The following is a 25,532-nucleotide window of genomic DNA, read 5'->3' on the forward strand; positions in this document are numbered from 1 at the left end:
GCGGCTCACTGCATTTCTCCTGGAAGCCCTTTCCCTTCAATCACTTACATGTCGAATTTCAGCTCCGCGGTGTAGCTGCGCTGCGGATAAGGATGGAAATTCCAATATTTGTAATTGTTGAGATTGTCGATGCCAAAGGCCGCTGTCCATTGCTTGGCAACCCGGTACCGCACGCGCAAATCTGTCGTGAAGTACTTGCTCACCCCTTGGTAGGTGAATCCATTCACATCCGCGTTGTTCAGAGTGCGATACTGCGGGCCGCTATAGCGCGCACCCAGTGCAGCAGTCCAGCGCTCGTCGAAGCGGTAGCTGATCAACGCAGTGGCGCGCCATTCCGGAATGTTGGGTTGCCGTTTGCCGATGGTATCGCCCGGCGCTGCCACAAAACCGCTGTTTTCCTTGATGATGGAATCGGCATAGGTAATGCTGCCCGACAAGTCCAGTCCCTTCTTGAAGACATCGTTGCCGTTAAATGCCATTTCCAGGCCATTGGTATGGATGCGGCCGACGTTTTGCACGCGGGTGACGTTGGTGTTGGTCAGCGGGTTTAAAGCCGTCTGCGAATAGATCGAATCGCGGGTATCTTCCGTGAAGAACGTCAGGCGCAGTATGCCGCTGCCCAAGTCCTTTTCAGCCGTGAGTTCCGTTGTCCATGATTTTTCCGGCTTGAGGTTCGGATCATTGATGAACTGCGCATTGACGGTGGTCGTGGCGCCATAGAGTTCCGATACGGTTGGCATACGCACCGCACGGCCAATTGACGCCTTCAGCACGGTGTCGCTCCGCCATTGATAAGACAGCGCCGCTTTAGGCGAAATGAAGTTTTCGCTGCGGTCGGCATAGCGTGCTTCGGCCGGGGCAAGGCCGCCAGTCCTGGTGAAACCGCTAGAAGCAGTCCAGTTTTCAAGCCTTGCGCCAAGTACGGCTTTCCACTTCGGATCAAATTTCCAGGCATCTTGCGCCCATAAGCTGCGCAATGTCGCCTTGCCGCCAACCTCATTGGCCAGCGCGCCGGCAGCGTCGGCCTGCCAGTTTCCGGCGATATTGGAAGTGAGGTAATTCAGCGTGTAGCTATCTTGTTGCATGCCAAAATCGACAATATGCGCACCCTTGATCCCTTGAGGACGCCAGGTGCCTTTGAATGCCAGTGTATTCCAGCCGGTACCGTCGCCATCGGCGATCGTGCCGGCACCACCGGTCGCGGCGCTCGCCATAGGATTGCTCCCCGCGTTCTGGCGCTTCTGGTCTTTGTCGTAGTCGTAGAGGCTGGCGGCGACCTCCCAATCCCATGCGCCTTTCGTATTACTTTTCACCGAGAGGCCGTGCATGACGTGAGTCAATTTTTCATTGGTCAATGCAAAGTCGCCCCCGGTTAAGGCTTGGGCACCGGTGTACGCGAGCCCATTGATATTGATGGGACCGCTGTATACCGGCTGGCCGGCCGCATCGCGCAAATACGAAACGGGTCGACCCTCCGACGAATTTTGCCAAATGCCTAGCAGGTAGCTGGCGCGAATGGTCGGCGTAATATCGTAGGCCAGCTTGATCTTGGCGTGATCCTGAATCGTGTGGTATTCGGTGCCAGTGCCAAGAACATAGATCGGCGCATTAGCATTGTTTCTATCCACTAGCATCCCGGTCACGGGAGTTCCGGCTGCGCTGGCAATCCCGTTACTGAGAAAACGCGTCGGAAAGGTCAACGGCTGGCCATGACTGTCAGTGTGATTGTAGTTAAAGAACCACGACCAGTCGCCACTCCTGTCGCCGACCGAGGCGCTGGTCTGCCACGCGTTATACGTCGTATCGGTGTTGTAAAGCTTGAAGGGTTGCGAGACATAGTTGGCCTTGGCATGGGCCTCGAATTTTGTCGGCATGCGGGTGACATAATCCACCACCGCACCGACGGAGTTGCCAGGATAAGCTGCAGAGAACGGGCCATACATTACGTCGGCTCGCTCGATTTCTTCGGGGGTAACCATTCCCCAGCGCGGCGGAAAACTCAACCCCCCGACGCCATTGCCCAGATAATTGGATAACAAGATGCCGTCTGCATAGACGGCCGAACGCGCGCTGTTGCCGGTGCCTGAAGCACGGCTGGACAAAATGGCATGGTTATAGTCGCCGATATAGCGTTTGCGCACCAGCAGGCTGGGAAAATACTTCAGCGCATCCTGGCTGTCGGTTGCATTGACGGTCGCTTCGATCTGTTCCTTCGTCGTGCCTTCCATCGTCGTCGGGATTTGCGTCGGCAACGACGTCGGCCGTCCGCCGTAAACGGTAACGGTGCCAAGCTCTTTGACGGGCGCGTCGGTTGCCACGCCCTGGGCGAAAGCGTTCGTCATGAAAAGTTGTGCAATGACCAATGCCATTACGGTAGGCGTCGTCAGCGGCAAGCTGCTGTTTTTTTTCTGCGTGACCATGATTACTTCCATTTCGTTAAGACAAGCCTGAGGTATTTCGCTGAAGCCATTCTTTCCCAGACCGGCCTTTCATGACCTTGATGTGAATCAGGTCTTTGCAAGCCCGGGCCTTTGCCCGGCTTGCGAAAGCCGGCAGGGACAGAAAGAACGTCGCTCCGTACAGACGGGCTTTTTCTCAGGATGACGTGAAACGGCAGGCATGCCCGCGCATGGACAAGGCCAGCCGTTATCAGTTGAAATCAGGATTGCGCAGGTGGCGCACGGGATTGCGGACTGGCCCACACGAACAGCGGGCGTGGCGCCTGATAAAACAGCGAGGGGAAGGGAAAACTGCCCTGATAGGCAGGCAAGACAAACGCAACAGATGACGGCAAGGCAGGCATGCCGCCATGGGTCTGGCAGAATGGGCAATGATCAAAGGCGCTGGCAGGTTCGCCATGTGTGGGCGACGCCGGCCCCAGGTCCAGCTTGATCAGTTTCAGGCCTGCCGAGGAACAGATTTCGGACCACAGGAAACGTGACTTGCCGGAATCGGACAGTGCATGCGAAATCGACGGCGCGAGCGCAGCCATCAGGATCGCCAGGCATGCGAAGGCCGCGGTGATGCGTCTGGTGAACCGGGAGGAAGTCATGCCGAAATTCTATCACGCCAGCTGCGCATCAGCCTTGCATGCGCAGCATTGCCGAGATGATCCTGATCTGCTCCTGGTAGCGCAAGGCATGCTCGGGCAAACCCATCTGCTGGGCGGCGTAGTACAGCTCTTTCCAGAAATGCGCTTCTGTTTCATGGCCGCTGTGCAGGTAGCCAATCTGCTCCAGGGCATCCAGCGCGGCCGGGCATTCGCCCAGGCGCAGCGCTGTGTGATAGCCGCGCTCAAGGTCGGCCGGACAATCAAGCGCTTCCGGCAAAAAGTAGCGCGCTGCCGCCAGCAGGCGCAGCGCCTGTTTCGATTCCTGTGGCCAGTTGCGCATGTTTGTCTGCCTGCACGCCGGGTTCAGCCTGCCAGGCCCAGCGCCTCTTTCTGCAGGCGGTTCAACTGGACGATGCCGGCCTGCGCCAGGTCCAGCAAACGGTCCATGGTGTTGCGGTCGAAGGCTTCGCCCTCGGCGGTGCCCTGCACCTCAATAAAATGCCCGGCATCGGTCATCACCACGTTCATGTCGGTGTCGCAGGCCGAATCTTCGAGGTAATCCAGGTCCAGCACCGGGGTGCCGCGATACACGCCGACCGAGATCGCCGCGACAAAATGCCGCAACGGAATGGCTGCGATCAGCTGGCGCGCGGCCAGTTGCGCGAAGGCGTCGTAGGCGGCCACCATGGCGCCGGTGATCGAGGCAGTGCGCGTGCCGCCATCGGCCTGGATGACGTCGCAATCAAGATGCAGGGTGCGCTCGCCGAAGCCGTTGAGGTCGAACGCGGCGCGCAGGGAGCGGCCGATCAGGCGCTGGATTTCCTGGGTGCGGCCGGACTGCTTGCCCTTGGCGGCTTCGCGGTCCATGCGGCTATGGGTGGAACGCGGCAGCATGCCATATTCGGCAGTTAGCCAGCCTTGCCCCTTGCCCTTTAAAAAGCCGGGCACCTTGTCTTCGATGCTGGCCGTGCAAATGACCTTGGTGTCGCCGAATTCGATCAGCACCGAACCTTCGGCATGCTTGGTGTACTGGCGGGTCAGGCGCACTGGGCGCAATATGTCGGCGGCGCGGCCGCTCGGGCGAATCTCGGCAGAAATCATCATGGGGTCAGAGTGGGTTAAATAATTCAGTGCAACGAACCCCGCAGTTTACCCCTTGCCCGTGACCTTCGAGGATTTTTCGATGGCGTTGCGGATTTCCTCGATTGCCCTTTCGATGTCGTTATCATCGTACAGATCGGCGCTTTCGAGGTCGGCATGGCGCGGCGCCTCGATGGTGGTCGTGACGGCGCCGATCGGCAGCACATTGGTCGTGATCGAATTGACATCGTCGCTGCCATCGCCGCCTTCCCACATCATGGCCAGGGCGGTCACGTTGTCACTGGTCTTGCCGGCGATGCTGGCGGCGGAATTGACCAGTTGCGGCACGGCGCGCACGATGGTGTTGTTTTGCAGCGCATGGGCGAGCTGGTGGTCGGGCAGGATCGACCACAGGCCATCCGAACACAGCAGCATCACGTCGCCGGCCTGCAGGCTGGCGTTGCGCGAGATCTCGACGATCGGCATGTTGGGCGCCCCCAGGCAATTGAACAGCTTGTTGCGCTCCGGGTGCGTATCGCGCTCGGAAGGATCGACCTTGCCCTGGGCGATCAGGGTTTCGATGCGCGAATGGTCGCGCGTGCGCATGAGGATCTGGCCATTGCGCATCCAGTACAGCCGCGAATCGCCGCAGTGAGCCCAGAAGGCAGTGTTATGCTGGATCAGGCAGGCGACGATGGTGGTGCGCGGCGTTTCCGGCAAGTTGTTGATGGCACGATAACGGTGAATTTCGCGGTGCGCGGCAAAGAAACTCTCTTCCAGGAAGCGCTCCGGCTTTTTGACATAGGGGTTGGCATTGCGCTGGAATAGCGAGGCGATGGTTTGCATGGCAATCGTCGCCGCCGCATCACCCTGGATATGTCCGCCCATGCCGTCGGCCAGCAGCAACAGCAGGGCATCCCGCGTAAAGCTGTACCCCATGCGGTCCTGGTTGACCTTGCGGCCGCCGATATTGCTTTCTTGGTAGACGGAAAATCGCATGACTTATTCGGCTTATTGATACTGGGTGGTTTCCTGGAGGGTATCGAGCGCGTCCTTGTCCTTGCCGAACCGGCTGAACAGGCCGCGCACTTTGCGCGACAGGTTCTGCAGGCTTTCAGTGCCCTTCTTTTCCGGGATCGGTTCACGCAAGGCCTTTTGCAGTGCAAACACGCTTTGCGGCCGCTCCAGGGAATCGAGCTTGAGGCTCCAGCGAATCACGTCGAGCAATTCGCTCGAATAGATGCCCTCCAGCTTGCGCAAGTGGCCTTCCATCTTGTCCGAGACCTTGCGCTGGTCCGCAGGCTGCGGCGGCGCGCCCACCATGCAGGCGAACATCGAGGCGCCGATGCTGTAGATATCGGTCCAGGGGCCGAGATTGCCGCTTTTCTCGTAGAGTTCCGGCGGCGCAAAGCCCGGCGTATACATCGGATACAGCTTGGGCTGGTCGGTCTTCAGGGTCTGGCGGGCCGCGCCGAAATCCAGCAGGATGGGCGTGCCATCGACGCGCAGGTAGATATTGGCCGGCTTCAGGTCGAGATGCAGCAGCTTGTTGGTGTGCACTTCACGCAGGCCCATCATCACGTGCGAAAACATCTTGCGAATGAAGCGCTCGGAAACGATGGGCCGCTCGCCCTTGTCGCGCCGGCGCAGGATGTACTCCTGCAGGGACCGGCCGGACTCGTAGGCCATCACCATGTAGACCGTATCGTTGGCTCGGAAAAAATTCAGCACGCTGACCACGTTGGGATGGGCGATGCGCGCCAGCGCCCGGCCTTCCTCGAAAAAGCACTTCAGGCCAATGCGGAAGATGGGCAGGTTTTCCGCGGCGATGATCGGCACCAGCTCACCAGGCTCGCGCAGCGCCAGCGAACTGGGCAAATATTCCTTGATGGCGACAGCGTTGCCGTCTTCATCGTATGCAAGATAGACAATACTGAAGCCGCCGGATGCGATCTTCTTTACAATGCGGTATCCGGCAATTTCCAGGCCGTCTGGCAAGGGAGCATTATTCTGGGCTGCCAAGTAGTGACTCCATGATAAAGCGATAAAATGGCGTGGAATCCATCAGCTGCGGCGCGCTAGCGCCGACGAGTTCCTTACCTAAACACAATGACATTGATTGTGTGGATAAATCACTGTTTTGTAAAGATAAACCGAGGTTTCCATTTTGACTATCCATAGCATGACCGGTTATGCGGTCGCCACGCGCGAAACCGCTGCCGGCACTGTCACCGTTGAACTCAAGAGCGTCAATTCACGCTTTCTCGACTTGCAATTCAAGCTCAATGACGACTTGCGCGCCGCCGAGCCGGCGTTGCGCGAAGCCATCATGGCCCGCGTCGCCCGCGGCAAGCTTGAGTGCCGGCTGAGCTTTGGCCGCCGGCATGCAGAAGGGGATGTCCAGGCCTTGAACCAGGCCGTTCTGGCAACGCTGGCGCAATTGCAGGACAGCGTGCGCCAGCAATTTCCCGCAGCCGCCCCCTTGAGCGTCAATGAATTGCTGCGCTGGCCGGGCGTGATCGAAGAAGCGCAGTTTTCCCAGGAAGCCTTGTTGGCCGATATCCAGGCCACGCTGGCCACGGCGCTGGACGCCTTCATGGAAACGCGCGCCCGCGAAGGCGCAGCCATGCAGAATGTCATCCTGGCCCGGGTCGACGCCATGCAAGCCATCGTCCAGCGCATTACCCCGCTGGTGCCGGTAGTAATTGCGCAGTTTCTGCAAAAAGCTGTCGAACGCATGGAAGACGCGCTTGGCGTGTCATTGCAAGGCAATGCCGGCACACTGGCTGCACCGTCCGTGTCGCGCGAGGATGCGCTCGACCGCATCCGCCAGGAAGTGACGCTGTACGGCATCCGCATCGATGTCGCCGAAGAACTGGCGCGACTGGGTGCGCACCTGGAGGAAACCCGCCACATCCTGAAAAAGGGCGGCCCGGTGGGCAAGCGCCTGGATTTCATGATGCAGGAATTGAACCGCGAAGCCAATACGCTTGGCTCCAAGGCCGCCCTGAAGGAACTGGCGGACGCCTCGATGGAGCTGAAACTCCTGATCGACCAGATGCGCGAACAAGTGCAAAATTTGGAATAATCACTGCCAAGTATTATTCTGGATAAATATTTTACTAGAGGAAACCCATGCCCCACGCACCCGCCACTGCCGGTAGCCTGTTCATGGTCGTCGCCCCTTCCGGCGCCGGCAAATCCAGCCTGGTCAACGCCCTGCTGGAGCGGGAACCGGCCATCAAGCTGTCGATTTCCTACACCACCCGGCAGCCGCGCCCGGGCGAACAGCACGGCCGCGAATACTTTTTCACGTCTGCGGACGATTTTCTCGTCAAGCGCGATGCCGGGGAATTCCTGGAATCGGCCGAAGTCCATGGGAATTACTATGGCACGTCGCGCATCCAGATTGCCGAACAAATGAAGGCCGGCACCGATATCCTTCTGGAAATTGACTGGCAAGGCGCACAACAGGTCAAAAAACAGTTTCCGCAAGCGACCGGCATCTTTATCCTGCCGCCGTCGATTGCGGCCCTCGAAGAGCGCCTGCACAAGCGCGGCCAGGATGAGCCGCACGTCATTACACGCCGGATCCTGGCGGCCGGCGGGGAAATCGCCCACGCGCCAGAGTCTGAATATGTTATTATTAATCAAGACTTTGCAACTGCTTTGTCAGAGTTGACCGCAATTATCAAGGCGGCACGTTGCCGCTTCGCGCAACAGGCGGCACGCAACGCGTCCCTGTTCACCCAGCTTGGCATCCATGCCAACTTGACCTAACCCGATCCAGGAGCACAAATGGCCCGTATTACCATCGAAGATTGCCTCAAGCAGATCCCTAACCGTTTCCAGCTGACCCTGGCTGCCACCTATCGTGCACGCCAACTGCTGCAAGGCCACACCCCGAAAGTCGATGCCAAGGACAAGCCGACCGTGCTGGCCCTGCGTGAAATCGCCGCCGGCAAAGTCGGCATCGAAATGCTGAAAAAGGTTCCGACCTGAGGCGCTGACAGCGCCATGCTGTTGCCCGTCATGGGCTAAGGCCCTGCCATGAGCATCCTACCTGCAGATTCGCCGTCGCCTGCTGCCGCCAAGCGCGCAGCAGGAAAACGCACGGCCGCGAATCCTGCAGGCTCGCCAGCCGAGGCGGCATCTGCCGCCGGCGTGGCATCCATCACCGAACTCTCCACCAAGCTCTCCGCCTACCTCAGCCCGTCCGACCTGAAAAAGGTCAAGGAAGCGTATCGCTTTTCCGACGAGATGCACCTGGGGCAGATGCGCAAATCGGGCGAACCCTACATTTCGCACCCGATTGCCGTCGCCGAAATCTGCGCCGACTGGAAGCTCGATGCGCAGGCAATCATGGCGGCGCTACTGCACGACGTCATGGAAGACCAGGACGTCAAGAAGGAAGAGTTGATCGAGCGCTTCGGCGCCCAGGTCGCCTCGCTGGTGGATGGCCTGTCCAAACTCGACAAGCTCGAATTCCAGAGCCAGATCGAGATCCAGGCCGAGAACTTCCGCAAGATGCTGCTGGCCATGGCGCGCGATGTGCGCGTAATTTTGGTCAAGCTGGCCGACCGCCTGCACAACATGCGCACGCTGGGCTTCATGGCGCCGGAAAAGAAGCGCCGCATCGCCCGCGAGACCATGGAAGTCTATGTGCCCATTGCGCACCGGCTAGGCCTGAACAATATCTACCGCGAGCTGCAGGACCTGTCGTTCGCGCACCTGCATCCGCTGCGCTACCGCACCCTGTCCAAGGCGGTAAAATCCGCGCGCGGCAACCGCCGCGAAGTGGTCAGCAAGATCCTCGAATCGGTGAAAAGCACCCTGGCCGCCGCCGGCCTGGAAGTGCAGGTATATGGCCGCGAAAAGACGCTGTACGGCATCTATCGCAAGATGCGCAGCAAGCACCTGTCGTTTTCGCAGGTGCTGGACGTCTACGGCTTTCGCATCGTCGTCGACAGCTTCGCCAACTGCTATGTGGCGCTGGGCACCCTGCATGCGCTGTACAAGCCGATGCCGGGCAAGTTCAAGGATTACATCGCGATCCCCAAGCTGAACGGCTACCAGTCGCTGCACACGACCCTCATCGGCCCCTACGGCACGCCGGTGGAATTCCAGATCCGCACCCAGGAAATGCACCGCGTGGCGGAGTCCGGCGTGGCTGCCCACTGGCTCTACAAGAGCGAGGAAGACAGCCTGACCGACCTGCAGCAGCGCACCCATGCCTGGCTGCAGTCGCTTCTGGATATCCAGAAACAGACCGGCGACTCGGCGGAATTCCTCGAACACGTCAAGGTCGACCTGTTCCCGGACTCGGTGTACGTATTCACCCCCAAGTCCCGGATCATCGCCCTGCCCCGCGGCGCCACCGCGCTCGACTTTGCCTACACCATCCACACCGATGTGGGCGACCAGGCCATTGCCGTGAAGATCAACCACGAGCAGGCGCCCCTGCGTTCCGAATTGCGCAATGGCGATATCGTCGAGATCATCACCTCGCCCACCTCGCGGCCGAGCCCGAACTGGCTGACGTTTGTCCGCACCGGCAAGGCACGCTCGGCGATCCGTCACTACCTGCGCACGATCAACCTGGCCGAATCGACCGAACTGGGCCGGCGCCTCCTGAACCAGGCGCTGATCACACTCAAGCTCGACCCGGAACTGCCGCCGCAGCTGGTAGACCGCATCCTGAACGAATCCAGCGCAAAGTCCATGGACGAGCTGTACGCCGACATTGGCGTGGGCAAGCGCATGGCCGCCCTGGTGGCGCGCCACATCCTCGGGCTGGTGGAAAACGAGACGTCGGCCGCCGTCGCGCAAAATCCCCAGGGCGATGCCATCCAGAGCAAGCCGGCGCCAGTCGTCATTTACGGCACCGAAGGCGTGTCGGTGCAACTGGCGCAGTGCTGCATGCCGATCCCCGGCGACGGCCTGCAAGGGCAGCTGCGGCGCGACCAGGGCCTGGTCGTGCATGCGCTCGACTGCTACCAGGCCAAGCGCAACCGCGCCAAGGAGCCGGACCGCTGGATCGATGTCGTCTGGGGTGAGGAACTCAACCGCCGCTTCGATTGCCGCATCATGGTGCTGGTCAAGAACGAGCGCGGCATGCTGGCGCGCATCGCCGCAGAAATCGGCGAATCCGATGCCAATATCACCTATGTGGCCATGGATGGCGAAAAGGACCAGCTGATGATGCAGCTGAAATTCACCATCCAGGTGGAAGACCGCGTGCACCTGGCGCGCCTGCTGCGCAACGTCCGACGCATTCCCAACGTCGCGCGCATCATGCGCGAGCGCGGCTGAGAAAACCCGCTACCCGCCGGTACCGCCCTGCGCGTACTTAGCTCGCCGCCGGATAAGTCACTTCCAGCAGTTCCAGCTCTTCGATGCCGCCGGGGGTATGCAGCGTCACCACCTCGCCTTCGCGCGCCTTGGTCAGGGCGCGCGCCACCGGTGATATCCAGCTGATCTTGCCATTCAGGGGATCGAGCTCGTCGATGCCGACAATGGTGACCGTGTGCTCGGCGCCAGCCTGGTTCTGGTAAGTGACGGTCGCGCCAAAGAACACCTGGTCGGAGCCGTGATGCACGCTCGGATCCACCACCTCGGCCAGGTCCATGCGCTTGGTCAGGAAACGGATGCGGCGGTCGATCTCGCGCAGGCGCTTCTTGCCATAGATATAGTCGCCATTCTCGGAGCGGTCGCCATTGGACGCGGCCCAGTGCACCACGCGCACCACTTCCGGCCGGTCGACATCGATCAGCTGCAGCAACTCGTCCTTGATGCGGCGATAGCCGGCGGGCGTGATGTAATTTTTTGCGCCGGCCGGGATCGGCGGCATGGCCGCGTCGAGATCATCCTCGTCGCCTTCGGTTTCCTTGACAAATGCCTTGTTCATGACCGTGATTATAGTGCCCTAAAGGCCAGGCATGTCAGGCGCTGGCGTCGGCGATGCTGTTACTCCAGCGGAAAGCGTGCACCTGCAACTCCGCCACATCCTCTGCCGACAATCCGAGCTTGCGCATTACAGGCAGCAACAGCGGCCAGGCTTGTTCTATGCGTTCGATATATTCAGCCAGCTTGAGCATGTCGCCCAGCTCGCCGCGCCGGAACAGCAAGGCATCGTGGACTTCCTGCGCCACCGTCAGTTGCCCGAGCACGGCCTCCATCGGCAAGCCGAAGAGGACATCCATCAGCGACATGATGCCGACCGTAAAGGATTTTTCGCTCAAGCTGCGGTGATCGGGATAACGCTTCAGCGTCATGAGCTCCAGCAGCTTGCCACGGGCGGTGGCCAGTGCCAACAAGGGCGATTTCAGGCCATCCCCCTGGCCGGCGCCGGCGTACAGGAGGATTTGCAACCAGCGTTGTAATTGCACGCGCCCCAGCACGATCAGGGCCTGACCTACCGATTCGATATGCCTGCCACCGCTGATGCCGACGGAATTGACCAGCCGCAGCAAATTCAGGGATAGCGACACATCATGCTTGATGGTGTGTTCCAGCACGGTACTGTCTTCATCCGCAACAATCTGGTTCATCAGCTGGACAATCGCAAGTTGCGAAGGCGCAAGCTTTTTACCACTTAAAATCAGCGGCTTGGCAAAGTAATAGCCCTGAAAATAGTCAAATCCCAAGTCCAGGCAAGTCTCGAATTCCGCGATGGTCTCGACTTTTTCCGCCAACAGCTTCTTGCCGCCCTGCTTGAGCTGAAAGACGAGGCTGCGCAAGGCATCGGGCTGCACGCCTAGGATATCCACCTTGATGACATGCGCCAACGGCAACAACTGGCGCACGTCCTCCGACTTCACCACCACGTCGTCCAGCGCAAACTGGTAGCCAGCCTCGCTCAACTCCTTGATACGCGCGATGATGGCAGGGGTAACCTTGACGGTTTCGAGGATTTCCAGGACAACCTTGTCGGCAGGCAGAAAACCGATGAAATCGCTCATCAGCACTGCGGCATCGATATTGACGAAGCCCAGCGATTCACCCACCACGTTGTCCAGGCCCAGTTCGGCAACGTGCGCCATTACCGTTGCCGTGGCGGCGACATGATCGACGACATTGGCCGCGCCGGAAGCCGCATCGCGGAACAGCAACTCGTAGGCCACAAGATGCTGCTGCCTGTTCAAAATGGGTTGGCGCGCCAGGAAAAAATCCCTGGCGTGCTGCGCCGGTGCGGCGCCCCCATTGAACGCATCCGGAGTCATCGGAAAAATGCCTTTGCTAGAGTAGGAATAGAGAACCCGAAGGACGTAAGTTTTCCTCAGAGAACTTCTTTATTGTACTTGCAAACCATGCCGATGATATGGCAGTTTCTGAAAATAAGTTACCGTTAGTTCCTGGAGCCTTCTCCGGTCTCCAGGGTAAAGCGGGCGCCCTCGTCTTCCGCCAGGGCTTCGACCAGCCACGGCATCAGCTTGCGCAATTCCGGCGCCAGCGTGTAAGGGGGATTGAGCACGAACATGCCACTGCTGCGTAAGCCCAGGCCATCGGGCATCGGCGTGCCGACCGACAGGGTCACGTTCAGCCAGTCCTTGGCCGGCAGCCGCTTCAAATGTTCCGGCAACTGGCGCGATTCCGGCCTTTGCAGGACCGGATACCAGACCGCATATGTGCCGGTAGAAAAACGTTTCAGGGCGTCGTCCAGCGTATTGGCCACGCGCCGGTAATCCTGCTTGACTTCATAAGGCGGATCGACCAGCACCAGACCACGCCGCGAAGGCGGCGGCAGCAAGGCTTTCAAGCCGTCGAAACCATCGGCCTTCTGCACCAACACGCGCTTGCCGCGGGTGCTGGGACGCTGGCCCTGGGCCGCCGCATGGGCTTCGAGCTTTTGAAAATTCTCGAACAGGATCTTGACCTCGTTGGGATGCAATTCGAACAGGCGCAGGCGGTCCTGCTCGCGCATCACCTTCTCGGCGCAAAAAGGCGAACCCGGGTAGTAGCGCATCTTGCCGCTGGGGTTCATGGCCTTGATCAGGCCGACATAGTCGGCGACCGCTTCCGGCAAATCGTTCCGCTCCCACAGGCGGCCGATGCCGGTAGCAAACTCGGCATTCTTGGCTGCCTGCGTGCTGTCGAGCGCATACACGCCGGCGCCGGCATGGGTGTCGATCACCATGTAGGGCGTGTCTTTCTGGTTCAGGTAGCGCAGCAACTGGATGAGCACCATGTGCTTGAGCACATCGGCGTGATTACCCGCGTGGAAGGCGTGACGGTAACTCAGCATAGAAGAAAAATCCGATAAGCAGGGAGAAAGCAGGAAGTATGACAGCTGGCGGCGCTTCCTGCCGCCGCCGCATCAATATTTGAATGGATAAGCAGCACCTTCGAACGGCGGCTTGCGGCCGACCAGGGCCTCCAGCATCGTCAGTTCGGCATCGGTATGGTTGATGACCGGCGCCTTGGCCATCATGGTCTGTCCGGGCTTGTCGCCGATATACAGGGGGCGCTCGTGGTGCTGCGTGCGCAGGATCTCGCGCGCATCCGGGTCAGCCAGCGGCGCCAGCTCTGCCTCGCCATAACACAGGCAAAAATACGTGCGCGCCGGCGCCGCCTCGATGTAGCAGGCGGTGCCGCGAATGCCGATGGCGGCAGTTGGCGTGCGCAACTGCTTTGCCCCCTTGCCGAAGACGGCAAGTATTTTCCCGGAGAGGTAGCGCAAGACCGCAACGCCAGTGCCGGCTTCCATCAAGAATTCGCTGTCGGGCCGCTGCAGGAAAGCGTCCTGACCAACAATGAAAACCACTTCGCCGTCGGCGCCGGTGACCACCTTCTGGCCCAGGCCGATCGCCTGGCCGGGCGCAGCAGGCTTGCCATCCACGCTGACTGCGCCCTTGATGCGCACGATGCCCTGTTTTCCGCTGCCAGCCATGGCAGCGCATGCCAGTGCGTAAAACCCGCTGCCAGCCAGCGCCGTTGCGCCGAGCCGGCGCAAGGCGGCGCGCCGCCGGGCGTCACTGTTTTTCTTGCCGGCGATTCCTGTCATGCCGCGCTCCCTGTGGTTTGTTATCGGGACTTGCCCCCTCGTGCGCACATTATACGGGCGCAAATACAAAAAAAGCCGCCCGGCGAACCGGGCGGCTTTTGCATCTGTCCTTCAGGCTCCTTGCAAAGCCCGAGGCAAGATTAGTGGAACTGCTCTTCTTCGGTCGAGCCGGTCAGGGCTTTCACGGAAGAGGTGCCGCCCTGGATCACGGTGGTCACGTCGTCGAAGTAGCCAGCGCCGACTTCCTGCTGGTGCGACACAAAGGTGTAACCCTTTTCGCGTGCTGCGAATTCCGGCTCCTGCACCATGTTGGTGTAGTGCTTCATGCCTTCGCCGCGGGCGTAAGCGTGGGCGAACTGGAAGGTGTTGAACCAGTTGATATGGATACCAGCCAGGGTGATGAACTGGTACTTGTAGCCCAGTGCCGACAGCTCTTCCTGGAACGAAGCGATCTGGCTGTCGTTCAGGTTCTTCTTCCAGTTGAAGGAAGGCGAGCAGTTGTACGACAACAGCTTGCCCGGCACGGCAGCGTGCACGGCTTGGGCGAATTCGCGGGCGAAGCCAATGTCAGGCACGCCGGTTTCGCACCAGACCAGGTCAGCGAACGGTGCATAAGCAACGCCGCGGCTGATGGCTTGTTCCAGGCCGTTCTTGACGCGGTAGAAACCTTCCTGGGTGCGCTCGCCGGTCAGGAATGGCTTGTCGTTGGCATCGTGATCGGAAGTGATCAGGTTGGCAGCTTCAGCATCGGTACGGGCCAGAACGATGGTCGACACGCCCATGACGTCAGCAGCGAAACGTGCAGCGGTCAGCTTTTCGATGGCTTCCTGGGTCGGAACCAGCACCTTGCCGCCCATATGGCCGCACTTCTTCACGGCAGCCAGCTGGTCTTCGAAGTGCACGCCGGCAGCGCCGGAAGCGATCATGTTCTTCATCAGTTCGAAAGCGTTCAGCACGCCGCCGAAACCGGCTTCCGCGTCAGCGACGATCGGCAGGAAGTAGTCGACGAAACCTTCGTCGCCCGGGTTGATGTTACGCGACCACTGGATTTCGTCAGCGCGCTTGAAGGTGTTGTTGATGCGGCGAACCATGGTCGGCACGGAATCGTAAGCGTACAGCGATTGATCCGGGTACATGGTTTCGGAAGTGTTGCCGTCGGCAGCGACTTGCCAGCCCGACAGGTAGACGGCTTCCAGGCCAGCCTTGGCTTGTTGCATGGCTTGACCGGCAGTGATCGCGCCGAAGGCGTTCACATAGCCCTTCTTGGCGCCGCCGTTGACTTTTTCCCAGAGCTTTTCTGCGCCGTTCTTGGCCAGGGTGTACTCGGGTTGCAGGCTGCCGCGCAGACGGACGACGTCTTCAGCGGTGTAGTTACGCTTGACGCTTGCCCAACGGGGATTTTCTGCCCAGTCTTTTTTCAGTGCTGCGATTTGCTGTTCACGAGTTGCCATTGTCATTCTCCTGAGTTGAACGGTGTTACAAAATGAAGGTGAAACCTGATTGGGCAAATCATATTCCTTTTCTTGCGGAGCAACAAGGTCTTATATAAGACATATAAGTAAATTTATTCTATTTAAATTCAATTACTTATATTTTTTGTTTCAGAATGCGGAACAAAAATCGCCAATTTACAACACCAAAGTGCCATCTCAACGACGGCATTTTTCACAATACAAGAAAGCAAATTCGGATTGTGAAAAATGGCGACAGAAAAGATGGCGCAGCGCGCTGCGAAACAGGAATATCTGCGCAAGGCTTCCCCACAAGTCTCCTCACAAACAATTACAATACCGGCTGCACAGGCGTGATCCGAAAGGCCTGTTGCCGAATCCCGAAAGCTTGATGAAAAACCCATCCCCCCCGAAAATCTGGCGTGGCCGCTCCGACTGCAACAAGTGTGGCGGCGAGTGCGCCCTGTTCGGCGACCTGCCGGCTCATGAGCTGGACCTGATTCACACGCCGTTTGACGACTTGCAGTATCCCGCGGGCACATCCCTCTTCCTGCAGGGCGATGACGTCAATGGCATCTATTACATCCGCAGCGGCATGGTCAAGCTCAACCGCATCAATCCTGACGGCACCCAGCGCATCGTGCGCGTGCTCAGGCCCGGCAATACCGTGGGCCTGGAAGCCATGGTGCATCCGCAGTATGAGCACGATGCCATTCCCCTCACGCCGGTGGTGGCTTGCCGCATTCCGCTGGATGTCATGGCCAAGCTTGACCGCGAATCACCCACCCTGCACCGGCGCGTGCTGCAGCAATGGCATGCGGCGCTCTCCGACGCCGACCACTGGTTTGCCGAGCTGGCAAACGGCCCGGCGCGGGTGCGCATCGCGCGCTTGCTGCTGAAGATGCGCGACCCCAACCATCCGGAAAATTCCGTCTTGTTTACGCTGGAGGATATCGGCTCGATGCTGGGCATGACGGTGGAAACCGCGAGCCGCATCATCAATGCCTTCCTCAGGGAAGGCAAGATCAAGCGGCTTGAATCCCATGGCCGCGATTACCAGATCGACGTCGCCGCGCTGGAAGCAGAAGCCCAGTCCGACGCCGTCTGAAGTTCAGGGAAATTAAGGCCGCTCAGGCCAGCTTGGCCGCCGATACCAGCACACCGTCGGCATCGGCATAGATCCAGTCGCCGGGCTTGACGGTCACGCCGGCAATCGATACCTGCAAATCCTTGTCGCCCACGCCCTTGCGGATGCTGCGCTGCGGATGCGTGGCCAGCGCGCGCACGCCGATATCGCAGCCATTGATTTCCTCGGAGTCGCGGATGCAGCCATTGACGAGGATGCCGGCCCAGCCGTTTTTCTCGGCCAGCACGCCCAGGTTGCCGCCCACCAGGGCGCAGCGCAGGCTGCCGCCGCCGTCGATCACCAGCACATGGCCTTCGCCCGGCGTTTCCAGGGCTGCGCGCACCAGCACATTATCCTCGAATACCTTCAGCGTCCTTGCCGGGCCGGCAAAAGCCGGCCGCTTGCCAAAGGACTTGAATACCGGCGGCAGCACCGCCAGGGTGCCGCCGGCCAGCTTGTCTTCATTGGCGTCGCAGATATCGCAAGTGGCAAAACTCATTGATTTCTCCCATTGAAAAAATGATCATGCGGGAATTGTAAGCGAGTTCATGCGGCTTGGGCAGCGGCGGCACGCCTTGCGGTATTGCTGCCGACATTGACCGCGGTCAGGATCGCCAGGACCTGGAACACGCCGATCAGCACGAATACCAGCGCCGGATGGTGCGCATCCATCAGCGCCCCGAACAGCAGCGGGCCGGCGGCCAGGCCGATGTCGAGGCCGGAATAGACGACGCCATAGACACGCCCGGTGGCATTCTTGGGCGCTGCCGCGCGGATCAGCAAGTCGCGCGATGGCCCGGCGACGCCAGCGCCGAAACCGACCGCGCCCATCAGCAGCACGGCCATCCAGCCCGGCGCAAGCGCTGAAGCGATCAATAGCGAAAACAGCCCCGAGGCGGCAAAGGCCATGGCAATGGTGCGGTCATGGCGCGCCGCCTTCGACGCCAGGAAGCCGCCCCACACCATGCCGGCAGCCGACGCCAGCATATAGGCAGTCTGGCCGGCCGTGGCCGAGGCCAGCGACATGTTGTACAGGTCGCGCAGGCCGGCGGCGGAAAAACTCTGGATGCCGCCCAGGGCCATGGCGGTAATGAAGAAAAAGGCAAAGCACATCCAGACTGCCGGCAGGCGGATAAAGGCGAGCGCCCCGCCCTCTTGCTGCGGCGCGCCGGCATGCTTGCCGGCAGCCGCGGCCTGGCCGTGCTCCGTTGCGAGGATGCCGCGGTAGGCCAACAGCACCGCCAGCCAGGCAAATGGCACGAAGGCAGCGGCCACCAGCGCCGTGCGCCATCCGGCAATGCCGGCAATACCCGCCAGGAAAACCGGTGCGGCAGCCCACCCCAGGTTGCCCGAAATGCCATGCACCGAAAATGCATGGCCGAGGCGGCCGGCGGACACCCGCTTGTTCAGCAGGGTAAAGTCGGCAGGGTGGAACACGCTATTGCCCAGCCCGGCCAGCATCGAGCCGGCCAGCAGCATCGGGTAGTTTTGCGCCGTTGCCAGCGCCAGCGCCGACAGGCCCAGCAGCGCCATGCCGGAAAACAGGACGGCGCGGGCCCCCACCCGGTCGACCACGAAACCAGCCACTGCCTGGCCGATGCCAGACACCACAAAAAAGACGGTCATGAGCAATCCCAGCTCGGCATACGACAAGTCGAATGCCTGCTTCAGCCAGGGAAACAGCGGCGCCAGGATCAGGTGGAAGAAATGCGATACGCCGTGGGCGACGCCGACCAGGGCAATCACCTGGGCATCCTGGCGCAACGAGGGAGCGGCAATGGCTGTCATGTTGAGATAGTGAAGTGAAGATGGGGCAAGTGTAGGGAAATTTTGCGCGTCTGTTTTAAGATAACATGACATTTTTTATCGAATTAAAGCCATCCCTTCCACCATGTCCAACCCGCCCGTCACCCACACCCGACTCCACTTGCCCGGAATTGCGCCCAGCGCCAGGCGTCCGGTCAGAATGGTCGCGCGCAACCTGGCAGCCTCGGAAACGCTGGCCGCGCATCGCCACGGCTGGGGCCAGGTCACCTATGCCCTGGAAGGCGTGATCCGGGTCACGGCTGCCGACAGCAGCTGGATCGTGCCGCCCTTGCGGGCGATCTGGATCCCGCCGGATGTCATCCATGAAGTCGTCACCCTGGAAATGGCCAAGCTGCGGGCCATCTATGTGCATGCCGGAGCCGCGCCTTTTACAGAGGAGCAATGCCAGGTGATCGACGTGTCGGCGCTGCTTCGCGAACTGATCGTTGCGCTGGAACTGACCGACGGCAATTCGCCACGCGAGGCATTGTTGTCGGCGCTGCTCCTGGATGAACTGGGCAATGCCACCACGTTGCCAATACGCATAGCGCTGCCCAATGACAAGCGGCTGCGCGCGTTGTGCCGCCTGCTGATCGATACGCCGTCGGCATTTGCCACGCTCGAAGAAGGCGCGCGCCGGGTGGGCGCATCCGAACGCACCCTGGCCAGGCTGTTCGAACAGGAACTGGGCATGAGCTTCGGGCAATGGCGCCGGCAAATGCGCCTGGCCCACGCCGCAGCAATGATTACGCGCGGCGTGCCGATGTCGCGGGTGGCTGCAGAACTCGGTTATGCCAGTCAGTCAGCATTTTCAGCCATGTTCAAGAAGACTTTTGGCCATGCGCCATCGAAATTCTTTACCAAAAAACAGCACTAAAATTCTTTTGCCGATCGCCCATTAACAGTGCGAAATTGCGCACCATTGCGCTATTATGAAGCAGTGCCACATTATTAAATTGTCTGAAAAAGACACTTCATTCTTCCAAGAATGATGAGAGGCTGAATATGAGACAGATTGCCAAAGGTGATCAAAAATTCACGGACCAGACATCCGGGAAAACCCGTGTTTTAGTTGAACAATCGACAGCGCCGTCTGGCGTCCAGTTTTCGCCAAACAGCTATGACAAGATCATTGAAGAATCGCATCAGCGTTCGGCAGGATATGGATTAAACGAAAACCTCACGCCAGACTTCAGTCCCGTCTGCCGTGGTGACTTGTCCTCGATTACTGAAAAAAACCGGGTGTTGAGCGCGCATGCGTTGCCAGTCATGGAAACCTTGTACGAGCAAATCATCAACACCCACAACATGGTGCTCCTGACGGATGCCAACGGCGTCATCGTGCATACGCTGGGGGATGATGATTTCCTGGAGAAAGCGGACAAGGTCGCCTTGCAGCCAGGTGTGCCCTGGTCGGAGCAAAGTAAGGGCACCAATGCTATCGGCACCGCGATTGCCGAACAGTCAGCGGTATTGGTCCACGCCAATCAGCATTTCTTGTCAGCCCATCACTTTCTGACCTGTTCTGCAGCACCGATCTTCGATCCGAACGGCGAGGTCATCGGCGTACTGGACGTATCAGGCGAGCAACATAGTTATCATAAGCACACAATGGCGCTGGTACGCATGTCGGCGCAAATGATCGAAAACCAGGTGTTTTCCAGTGCTTTCCAGGACGCCATTACCCTGCACTTTCACAGCCGGCCGGAATTCATCGGCACCCTGATGGAAGGCATTGCTTCCTTCACGCCGGGCGGGCGCTTTTTAGCTGCCAATCGCTGCGGCCTGTTCCAGCTCGGCCTTTCGCTGAATGCATTAAAGACCCATACCTTCAGCTCGCTGTTCGGCTTGCCGGTGTCGGCCCTGTTTGACCATTACCGCACCGCCGCACCGGGCGTGCTCAGCTTGTGCCTGCACAGCGGCGTACGCGTGTATGCAAAGGCAGAAATGCGCGTGCCGAACCCGGTGTTCCAGCACGTTACCAGTAATGAACGCGCCCCCCAGCCAATGCCCGTCGTGCAGGCCCTGGCACAAGGCGCCCGGCACCGCTCCGGCCTGGCGGACCTGAACACGGGCGATCCGCAAATTGCGGCGCTGATTGCCAAGCTCCAGAAAGTGATTGGGCGCGATATCGCGATCCTGGTCACCGGCGAAACCGGCACCGGCAAAGAATTGCTGGCCCAAGCCATCCACAATGATTCGCCGCGCGCAAACAGCCCCTTCATCGCCGTCAATTGCGCCTCGATTCCCGAGACGCTGATCGAATCCGAGTTGTTCGGCTATGAAGACGGCGCCTTCACCGGCGCGCGCAAGAAAGGCAGCGTCGGCAAGATCCTGCAAGCCAATGGCGGCACGCTCTTCCTGGATGAAATCGGCGACATGCCCCTGAGCCTGCAGGCGCGCCTCTTGCGCGTGCTGCAGGAGCGCATGGTGACGCCGCTGGGCAGCAGCAAATCCATTCCGGTGAACGTGGCGCTGATCTGCGCCACGCACCGCAACCTGCGCGACCTGATCGCCAGAAACGCATTTCGCGAAGATCTGTATTACCGCCTGAACGGCCTTGTGGTCAAGCTGCCGCCGCTGCGCGAACGCACCGACCTAGACCTTGTAATTCAAAAGCTGCTTTCCCATGACACTGGCGGGGCCTGTTACACCGTTGCCCCGCCAATCATGCAGTTGTTCAAGCAGCACAAGTGGCCAGGCAACCTGCGCCAGTTGATCAATTTGCTGCGCACGGCAATGCTGATGACGGACGACGATCATGAAATCCGCTACGAGCATTTGCCGGACGATTTTCTGGACGATATCGCGGTGGCACAAGCAGAAGCCCAAGCGCAAAACCAGGCCGCTGCGCCAATCCTCGGTGCAGCAGGAGGCAGGCTGGAAGATGTCGAATTGTCGCTGATCCAGAAAACCCTCGAAGCGCATGGCGGCAATGTATCGGCCACTGCCCGCGCACTGGGCGTATCGCGCAACACCATCTATCGCAAGAGCGCTACCCTCGGCAATATTGAAGATCAGTGAAGCCTGCCATTTCAGGCGCGGCAAACGTCACCAGGTAATCCTGCAAATCCTCATACGGCATCGGACTGCCCAGATAAAATCCCTGTCCCTGGCTGCAGCCCAATGACTGGACAAACTCCAGCTCGCCCCTTGTTTCGATGCCTTCTGCGACGGTGCGCATATGCAACCGATCGGCCAGCTGCACGACGAACTCCAGGATGGCTTGCGATTTGCGGTTATTCGCCACGCCGCCCACAAACATGCGGTCAATCTTAATTTCCGTAAACGGCATGCGGTTCAGTTCCTGCAAGGAGGAATAACCGACGCCAAAATCATCCGCGGAAATACCAAACCCTTGCATGCGCAAGCGAACCAGCGAAGCAAGCAGGCCGGCGAAATCGTCTGCGCAGGCGGTTTCCGTCACTTCAATCGTGATGCGCTCGCAAGCAACGCCATAGGAATTCACCAGCGAACAGATACGGCTTGCCATATGCGGTTTCCCCAGGGTGATCGGCGAGATATTGATCGCAAATCCAATATCCGCGTTGCATTCGCTGATATCCTGCGCGCACGCCAGCAACTGGTGCAGCAAGCAATCGGTCAATTGATCGATCAGGTCCATCTGCTCCATCAACTCGATGAACTGGCTGGGAGGCAAGATACCGAGGACAGGATGTACCCAGCGCGCCAGCGTCTCGCAAGACACTGGACGCCCCGTAACAAGATCGATTTTGGGCTGGAAGTAAGGCACGAACTGCCTGGCCTGAATTGCTGCCAGCAAATCCCGCCTTGACCATTGATGATTTGAAGAATTTTCCACAGTGAATCCCGCCTCAATGTTTGTTACCTAATGACATGCCATGACACCACTGCACTACTCACATTTGCATGCTGGCGGGAGTTTCGGCTTACCCACTCTTCCATCAAGAGTTCGACTGTTTATTCGCAATCGGCATGCCAGCCGATCAAGTCGTACGATACGGCGCTGTTTAAGGGAAAAAGAATGAGAATCACTTGTTTTCCGCTGAATCAGCGCCGGTGACGTAGTATTTTTTCAGGAATGTACAAAGCATCTGCTCCAATCTGGAGCGACTGTCACATCGAGGAACACGGCGACCTGGGCCATCAATGGCGATAAAAGCCGCAGGAGATAACCAGGTCATCCACCTTTTCCAGATACACCGACTTGGACTGGATTTCCTTGGTCAATGGATGCGGCCACTTGTAGTCGACCCAGCCATTGCCTTTGCTTTTGGCCATATTGACGATATCGACGACAAACAGCTTGCCGTCGCTGTCCTTAAGGCCCTTGCCATCGACCCCGACCAGGCGCGGATTGGCGCCATTGGCGACGAATAGGTAATCGAGGTCATAGACGCTCAGGTACATGTCGCGATCGATGAACTGGCTCTTTTCCTGTTTGCAGACATCGTCGACAAAGGCATTTCTGCCATGGCTGCGCACAAAGGCCACGCCGGATTCGACCATTTCCCTGGCCTCATCGGCGTTGGCATATTCCCGCTCGCCAAGGTTATAGATCGATACCGCCTGCGACAGCGACACTGCCTGTTCGTGCAAGCTGACGGCAGTACGTGTCGCCACCTCGACCAGGCCGGCATTTTGCCGGGCCATGCCACCGATCTGCACCACGGCGCTGTTGAGTTCGACAATGCCGGCGCTTTGCTCGGCGCTGGCGGCACTGATTTCGCTCATCAAGGCGGCGACCCGATTCACACTGGCGGCGATTTCGCGCATGGTCTGGCCGGCGTCTTCCACCAGCTTCTCGCCGGATTCCACCTTTTCCACCGAATCGCTGATCAGCAAGGCAATCTCGCGCGCTGCGGAAGCCGAGCGTTGTGCCAGGGCGCGCACCTCGCTGGCCACGACCGCGAAACCACGCCCCTGTTCGCCGGCGCGGGCCGCTTCCACTGCCGCATTCAATGCGAGGATATTGGTCTGGAAGGCGATGCTGTCGATCACGCCAATAATTGTCGCGATGGTCCTGGCACTTTCACTGATCGCGCCCATGGTATGGATCACGTCGCCCACGACCTGTTCGCCCTTGCCCGCAGAATTTTTCGCGGTCGTTACCAGCGTGTCGGCCTTGTGGGCATTATCGGCATTCTGACTGACGGTTAACGTCATTCTTTCAAGCGATGACACGGTTTGCTGCAGCGCGCTTGCCTGTAATTCGGAACGTGCCGACAAGGCGCTATTGTCGCTGGTGATGGCGTTTGAAGTGCCGCCAACGGCAATCGTGCCATTGCGAATTTTCGCCGTGATCTTGAACATGCGTTCATTGATCTCTTGCAGGGAGCGTTGCAATTCTCCCAGCTCATTGTCGGACCCGGCGGCAAATGACAAGCTCAAGTCGCCGGTTGCCATGCGCCTGGCGACCGCAGTGACATCCCGCAAGGGTTGCACGATGCCGCGGTAACTCCACCATGCAACAACGACGCCCGCCAGCAGCATGACGAGCCCCAGGCCAAGCAGCGACATCGCGGCCACGTCACCGTATGCGACGGCGACGTTTTTCACTGAAAAGATCAACAGGCCAACAAGGCCCGACAGCATGATGCCAAAGCTGATGGCAAGACGGGCGCTGATGCCCAAATTTGCAAATTTCATTCTATTCAAAATCACAATTCACGTTCCGTGCAACTTCCTGCGCATCCGGCACAGCCCCAGCCAGACGCCTGCAGCGATTGCGGGTACCAGGACCCCCGTGGCAAGGTCGGGGCTGACCGGCCAGCCTGCCGTCTTGGCTGCCTTGCCAACATAGTTCAACAAGCCGGCCAGGTAATAGGTAATTGCCACGACGGACAATCCTTCCACTGCCTGTTGCAGGCGCAATTGCTGCTCGGCGCGCCGGTTAAGCGATTGCAAAATCTTCCGGTTCTGCTGCTCCTGGACGATGCCCACGCGCGTGCGCAACAAGTCATTCGTATGCGCGATCCGTTCAGCCAATGCTTCCTGCCGCTGCGCAGTCGAGGCGCAGGTATTCATGGCTGGCGCCAGGCGCCGATCCATGAATTCCGCCAGCGTGGGCACGCCTTCGATACGCGCCTCCCGCATTTCCTCGATTCTGGCATGCACTAATCGCACATAAGCCTGCGAGGCAGAAAAACGATAACTGTTATTGAGCGATAGTTTTTCCATGCGTGCAGCAAGCCCGGTGATTTGACGAAGTAAGGATTGCTCAACATCAGTACTGTCGGATAGCGCACAGGCGAGAGTATCGGCAATCGCCGCGTCAGTGTCAACCATGGCAGATGTGAGTTGCGCTAACTCTCCCTCGATGGCATTCAAGGCTGGAATTGCGCGCTGCGCATGCGGCAGTCCGAGCAAGGCCATCATCCGATAGGTTTCAATTTCCAGCACGCGCTGCACCAATAGCCCAGCCTCCTGTTCTCGCAAGCCAAAGTCCTGCACGACAAAGCGCGAAAAACCGTCTGACTGAATCAGGAAATCCGTCCATACCCGGGCGCCTTGCAAGACATGGCTGCCAACCAGCAGCACGCCTTCAAATACGTCCGGCGCCTCGGCAGCACAATCTTCCACCGAAGAATCCATGGAAGCCAGCACCAGATGCGCCGCCACCATGGTTTTCCCCTGGAGGCTGGCCAGCCATTTTTTCGGCACATAGGCTACCGGCATTTTCTGGAATGCCGCAGCCTGCAGCAGACCATGGTCAAATCGTTCTGCGAAAGTGTAAGTCGCAAACTCGGTATGGCATTCCCACTTGAGCCGAAAGTGGCCAAAATCGTGAAAATAATGCCTGGCATTGGCGGCGGGCCCTGCCACGCCAAAATGCCCGCATAGCGCTATCAGCAATGCATGTTGCGCAGCCGCGTTGCCACCGGTGGCGCCGGCATCTTCGCCGGCATACACCGCCAGGTGCGTCAGGCACTCCGGCGCCTGCAGGCGCATGGAAGGCCGCGAATGCGCTTCGGCCGCAAGTGGTTCACGCAATGCGTGATTGAGGCCTGAATATACCGTCGACATGATTAA

The 25,532-nt window shown here is 59.3% G+C and carries 23 protein-coding genes; 7 read left to right on the forward strand and 16 right to left on the reverse strand.

All coding sequences use genetic code 11. The annotated features are described in order from the left end of the window. Positions 1 to 44 precede the first annotated feature (44 nt). From EKL02_RS12865 to EKL02_RS12890, 6 genes are all read right to left on the reverse strand, one after another. Positions 45 to 2,342, reverse strand: coding sequence for a TonB-dependent receptor (locus EKL02_RS12865; RefSeq protein WP_241687874.1), 2,298 nt, complete (start codon positions 2,340 to 2,342; stop codon positions 45 to 47). A 317-nt stretch (positions 2,343 to 2,659) separates the two neighbouring features. Then, positions 2,660 to 3,052, reverse strand: coding sequence for a DUF2946 domain-containing protein (locus tag EKL02_RS12870; protein WP_128902420.1), 393 nt, complete (start codon positions 3,050 to 3,052; stop codon positions 2,660 to 2,662). Between the two features lie 28 nt (positions 3,053 to 3,080). Further along, positions 3,081 to 3,392 (reverse strand): hypothetical protein, encoded by a 312-nt coding sequence (locus tag EKL02_RS12875; protein WP_128902421.1) that lies wholly within the window; start codon positions 3,390 to 3,392, stop codon positions 3,081 to 3,083. Between the two features lie 23 nt (positions 3,393 to 3,415). After that, entirely contained in the window at positions 3,416 to 4,150 is a 735-nt protein-coding gene (gene rph, locus EKL02_RS12880; RefSeq protein ID WP_128903495.1) for a ribonuclease PH, read from the reverse strand. A gap of 51 nt (positions 4,151 to 4,201) precedes the next feature. After that, a complete protein-coding gene (locus EKL02_RS12885) occupies positions 4,202 to 5,131 on the reverse strand; it encodes a PP2C family serine/threonine-protein phosphatase (protein WP_128902422.1) in 930 nt (309 codons plus the stop codon). Positions 5,132 to 5,143: 12 nt separating this feature from the next. Then, complete coding sequence (locus tag EKL02_RS12890) at positions 5,144 to 6,154, reverse strand: serine/threonine-protein kinase (RefSeq protein ID WP_128902423.1); 1,011 nt, start codon at positions 6,152 to 6,154, stop codon at positions 5,144 to 5,146. Between the two features lie 160 nt (positions 6,155 to 6,314). On the opposite strand from EKL02_RS12890, the gene EKL02_RS12895 reads away from it, so the two are divergent. The 4 genes from EKL02_RS12895 to EKL02_RS12910 are packed head-to-tail and all read left to right on the forward strand — an operon-like array spanning position 6,315 to position 10,444. Next, positions 6,315 to 7,220 carry a YicC/YloC family endoribonuclease gene (locus tag EKL02_RS12895; protein WP_128902424.1) on the forward strand — a complete coding sequence of 302 codons (906 nt, stop codon included), beginning with the start codon at positions 6,315 to 6,317 and terminating at the stop codon, positions 7,218 to 7,220. Between the two features lie 47 nt (positions 7,221 to 7,267). Then, positions 7,268 to 7,912: a guanylate kinase gene (gmk, locus tag EKL02_RS12900; RefSeq protein WP_128902425.1), complete on the forward strand. Its 645-nt coding sequence runs from the start codon at positions 7,268 to 7,270 to the stop codon at positions 7,910 to 7,912. 18 nt (positions 7,913 to 7,930) lie between these two features. Next, the gene (gene rpoZ, locus EKL02_RS12905; protein WP_128902426.1) at positions 7,931 to 8,134 is read left to right on the forward strand and encodes a DNA-directed RNA polymerase subunit omega; all 204 of its coding nucleotides are present in this window, start codon (positions 7,931 to 7,933) and stop codon (positions 8,132 to 8,134) included. A 48-nt stretch (positions 8,135 to 8,182) separates the two neighbouring features. Continuing rightward, positions 8,183 to 10,444: a bifunctional (p)ppGpp synthetase/guanosine-3',5'-bis(diphosphate) 3'-pyrophosphohydrolase gene (locus tag EKL02_RS12910; RefSeq protein ID WP_128902427.1), complete on the forward strand. Its 2,262-nt coding sequence runs from the start codon at positions 8,183 to 8,185 to the stop codon at positions 10,442 to 10,444. A 37-nt stretch (positions 10,445 to 10,481) separates the two neighbouring features. On the opposite strand, the gene greB is transcribed toward EKL02_RS12910, so the two are convergent. The 5 genes from greB to aceA form a co-directional block, all read right to left on the reverse strand. Then, on the reverse strand, positions 10,482 to 11,039 hold the full coding sequence (greB, locus tag EKL02_RS12915) for a transcription elongation factor GreB (RefSeq protein WP_128902428.1): 558 nt from the start codon (positions 11,037 to 11,039) through the stop codon (positions 10,482 to 10,484). 34 nt (positions 11,040 to 11,073) lie between these two features. Then, the gene (locus EKL02_RS12920) at positions 11,074 to 12,354 is read right to left on the reverse strand and encodes an EAL domain-containing protein (RefSeq protein ID WP_128902429.1); all 1,281 of its coding nucleotides are present in this window, start codon (positions 12,352 to 12,354) and stop codon (positions 11,074 to 11,076) included. Positions 12,355 to 12,479: 125 nt separating this feature from the next. Then, positions 12,480 to 13,376 (reverse strand): 23S rRNA (adenine(2030)-N(6))-methyltransferase RlmJ, encoded by an 897-nt coding sequence (rlmJ, locus tag EKL02_RS12925; protein WP_128902430.1) that lies wholly within the window; start codon positions 13,374 to 13,376, stop codon positions 12,480 to 12,482. A gap of 72 nt (positions 13,377 to 13,448) precedes the next feature. After that, entirely contained in the window at positions 13,449 to 14,135 is a 687-nt protein-coding gene (locus tag EKL02_RS12930) for a hypothetical protein (protein ID WP_128902431.1), read from the reverse strand. 140 nt (positions 14,136 to 14,275) lie between these two features. After that, on the reverse strand, positions 14,276 to 15,592 hold the full coding sequence (gene aceA, locus EKL02_RS12935) for an isocitrate lyase (protein WP_128902432.1): 1,317 nt from the start codon (positions 15,590 to 15,592) through the stop codon (positions 14,276 to 14,278). A gap of 385 nt (positions 15,593 to 15,977) precedes the next feature. Between aceA and EKL02_RS12940 the strand changes: the two genes are divergently transcribed. Further along, the gene (locus tag EKL02_RS12940) at positions 15,978 to 16,694 is read left to right on the forward strand and encodes a Crp/Fnr family transcriptional regulator (protein WP_128902433.1); all 717 of its coding nucleotides are present in this window, start codon (positions 15,978 to 15,980) and stop codon (positions 16,692 to 16,694) included. Positions 16,695 to 16,716: 22 nt separating this feature from the next. On the opposite strand, the gene rraA is transcribed toward EKL02_RS12940, so the two are convergent. Continuing rightward, complete coding sequence (gene rraA / locus EKL02_RS12945; protein WP_128902434.1) at positions 16,717 to 17,211, reverse strand: ribonuclease E activity regulator RraA; 495 nt, start codon at positions 17,209 to 17,211, stop codon at positions 16,717 to 16,719. Positions 17,212 to 17,258: 47 nt separating this feature from the next. Further along, positions 17,259 to 18,500 carry an MFS transporter gene (locus EKL02_RS12950; protein ID WP_128902435.1) on the reverse strand — a complete coding sequence of 414 codons (1,242 nt, stop codon included), beginning with the start codon at positions 18,498 to 18,500 and terminating at the stop codon, positions 17,259 to 17,261. A gap of 103 nt (positions 18,501 to 18,603) precedes the next feature. Between EKL02_RS12950 and EKL02_RS12955 the strand changes: the two genes are divergently transcribed. Both EKL02_RS12955 and EKL02_RS12960 read left to right on the forward strand, forming a co-directional pair. Beyond that, on the forward strand, positions 18,604 to 19,395 hold the full coding sequence (locus EKL02_RS12955) for a helix-turn-helix transcriptional regulator (protein ID WP_128902436.1): 792 nt from the start codon (positions 18,604 to 18,606) through the stop codon (positions 19,393 to 19,395). A 128-nt stretch (positions 19,396 to 19,523) separates the two neighbouring features. After that, positions 19,524 to 21,542, forward strand: a complete 2,019-nt coding sequence (locus EKL02_RS12960) for a sigma-54-dependent Fis family transcriptional regulator (protein ID WP_128902437.1) — start codon at positions 19,524 to 19,526, stop codon at positions 21,540 to 21,542. Here the strand turns inward: EKL02_RS12960 and EKL02_RS12965 are convergent. From EKL02_RS12965 to EKL02_RS12975, 3 genes are all read right to left on the reverse strand, one after another. Then, positions 21,514 to 22,341, reverse strand: a complete 828-nt coding sequence (locus tag EKL02_RS12965) for an EAL domain-containing protein (RefSeq protein ID WP_164932019.1) — start codon at positions 22,339 to 22,341, stop codon at positions 21,514 to 21,516. The genes EKL02_RS12960 and EKL02_RS12965 overlap by 29 nt on opposite strands. Positions 22,342 to 22,646: 305 nt before the next feature. Then, a complete protein-coding gene (locus EKL02_RS12970; RefSeq protein WP_128902439.1) occupies positions 22,647 to 24,149 on the reverse strand; it encodes a methyl-accepting chemotaxis protein in 1,503 nt (500 codons plus the stop codon). An 18-nt stretch (positions 24,150 to 24,167) separates the two neighbouring features. Next, positions 24,168 to 25,526, reverse strand: coding sequence for a DUF3422 domain-containing protein (locus EKL02_RS12975; protein ID WP_128902440.1), 1,359 nt, complete (start codon positions 25,524 to 25,526; stop codon positions 24,168 to 24,170). Between the last annotated feature and the right edge of the window lie 6 nt (positions 25,527 to 25,532).

It is taken from the genome of Janthinobacterium sp. 17J80-10 (assembly GCF_004114795.1).
GTDB lineage: Bacteria > Pseudomonadota > Gammaproteobacteria > Burkholderiales > Burkholderiaceae_D > Paucimonas.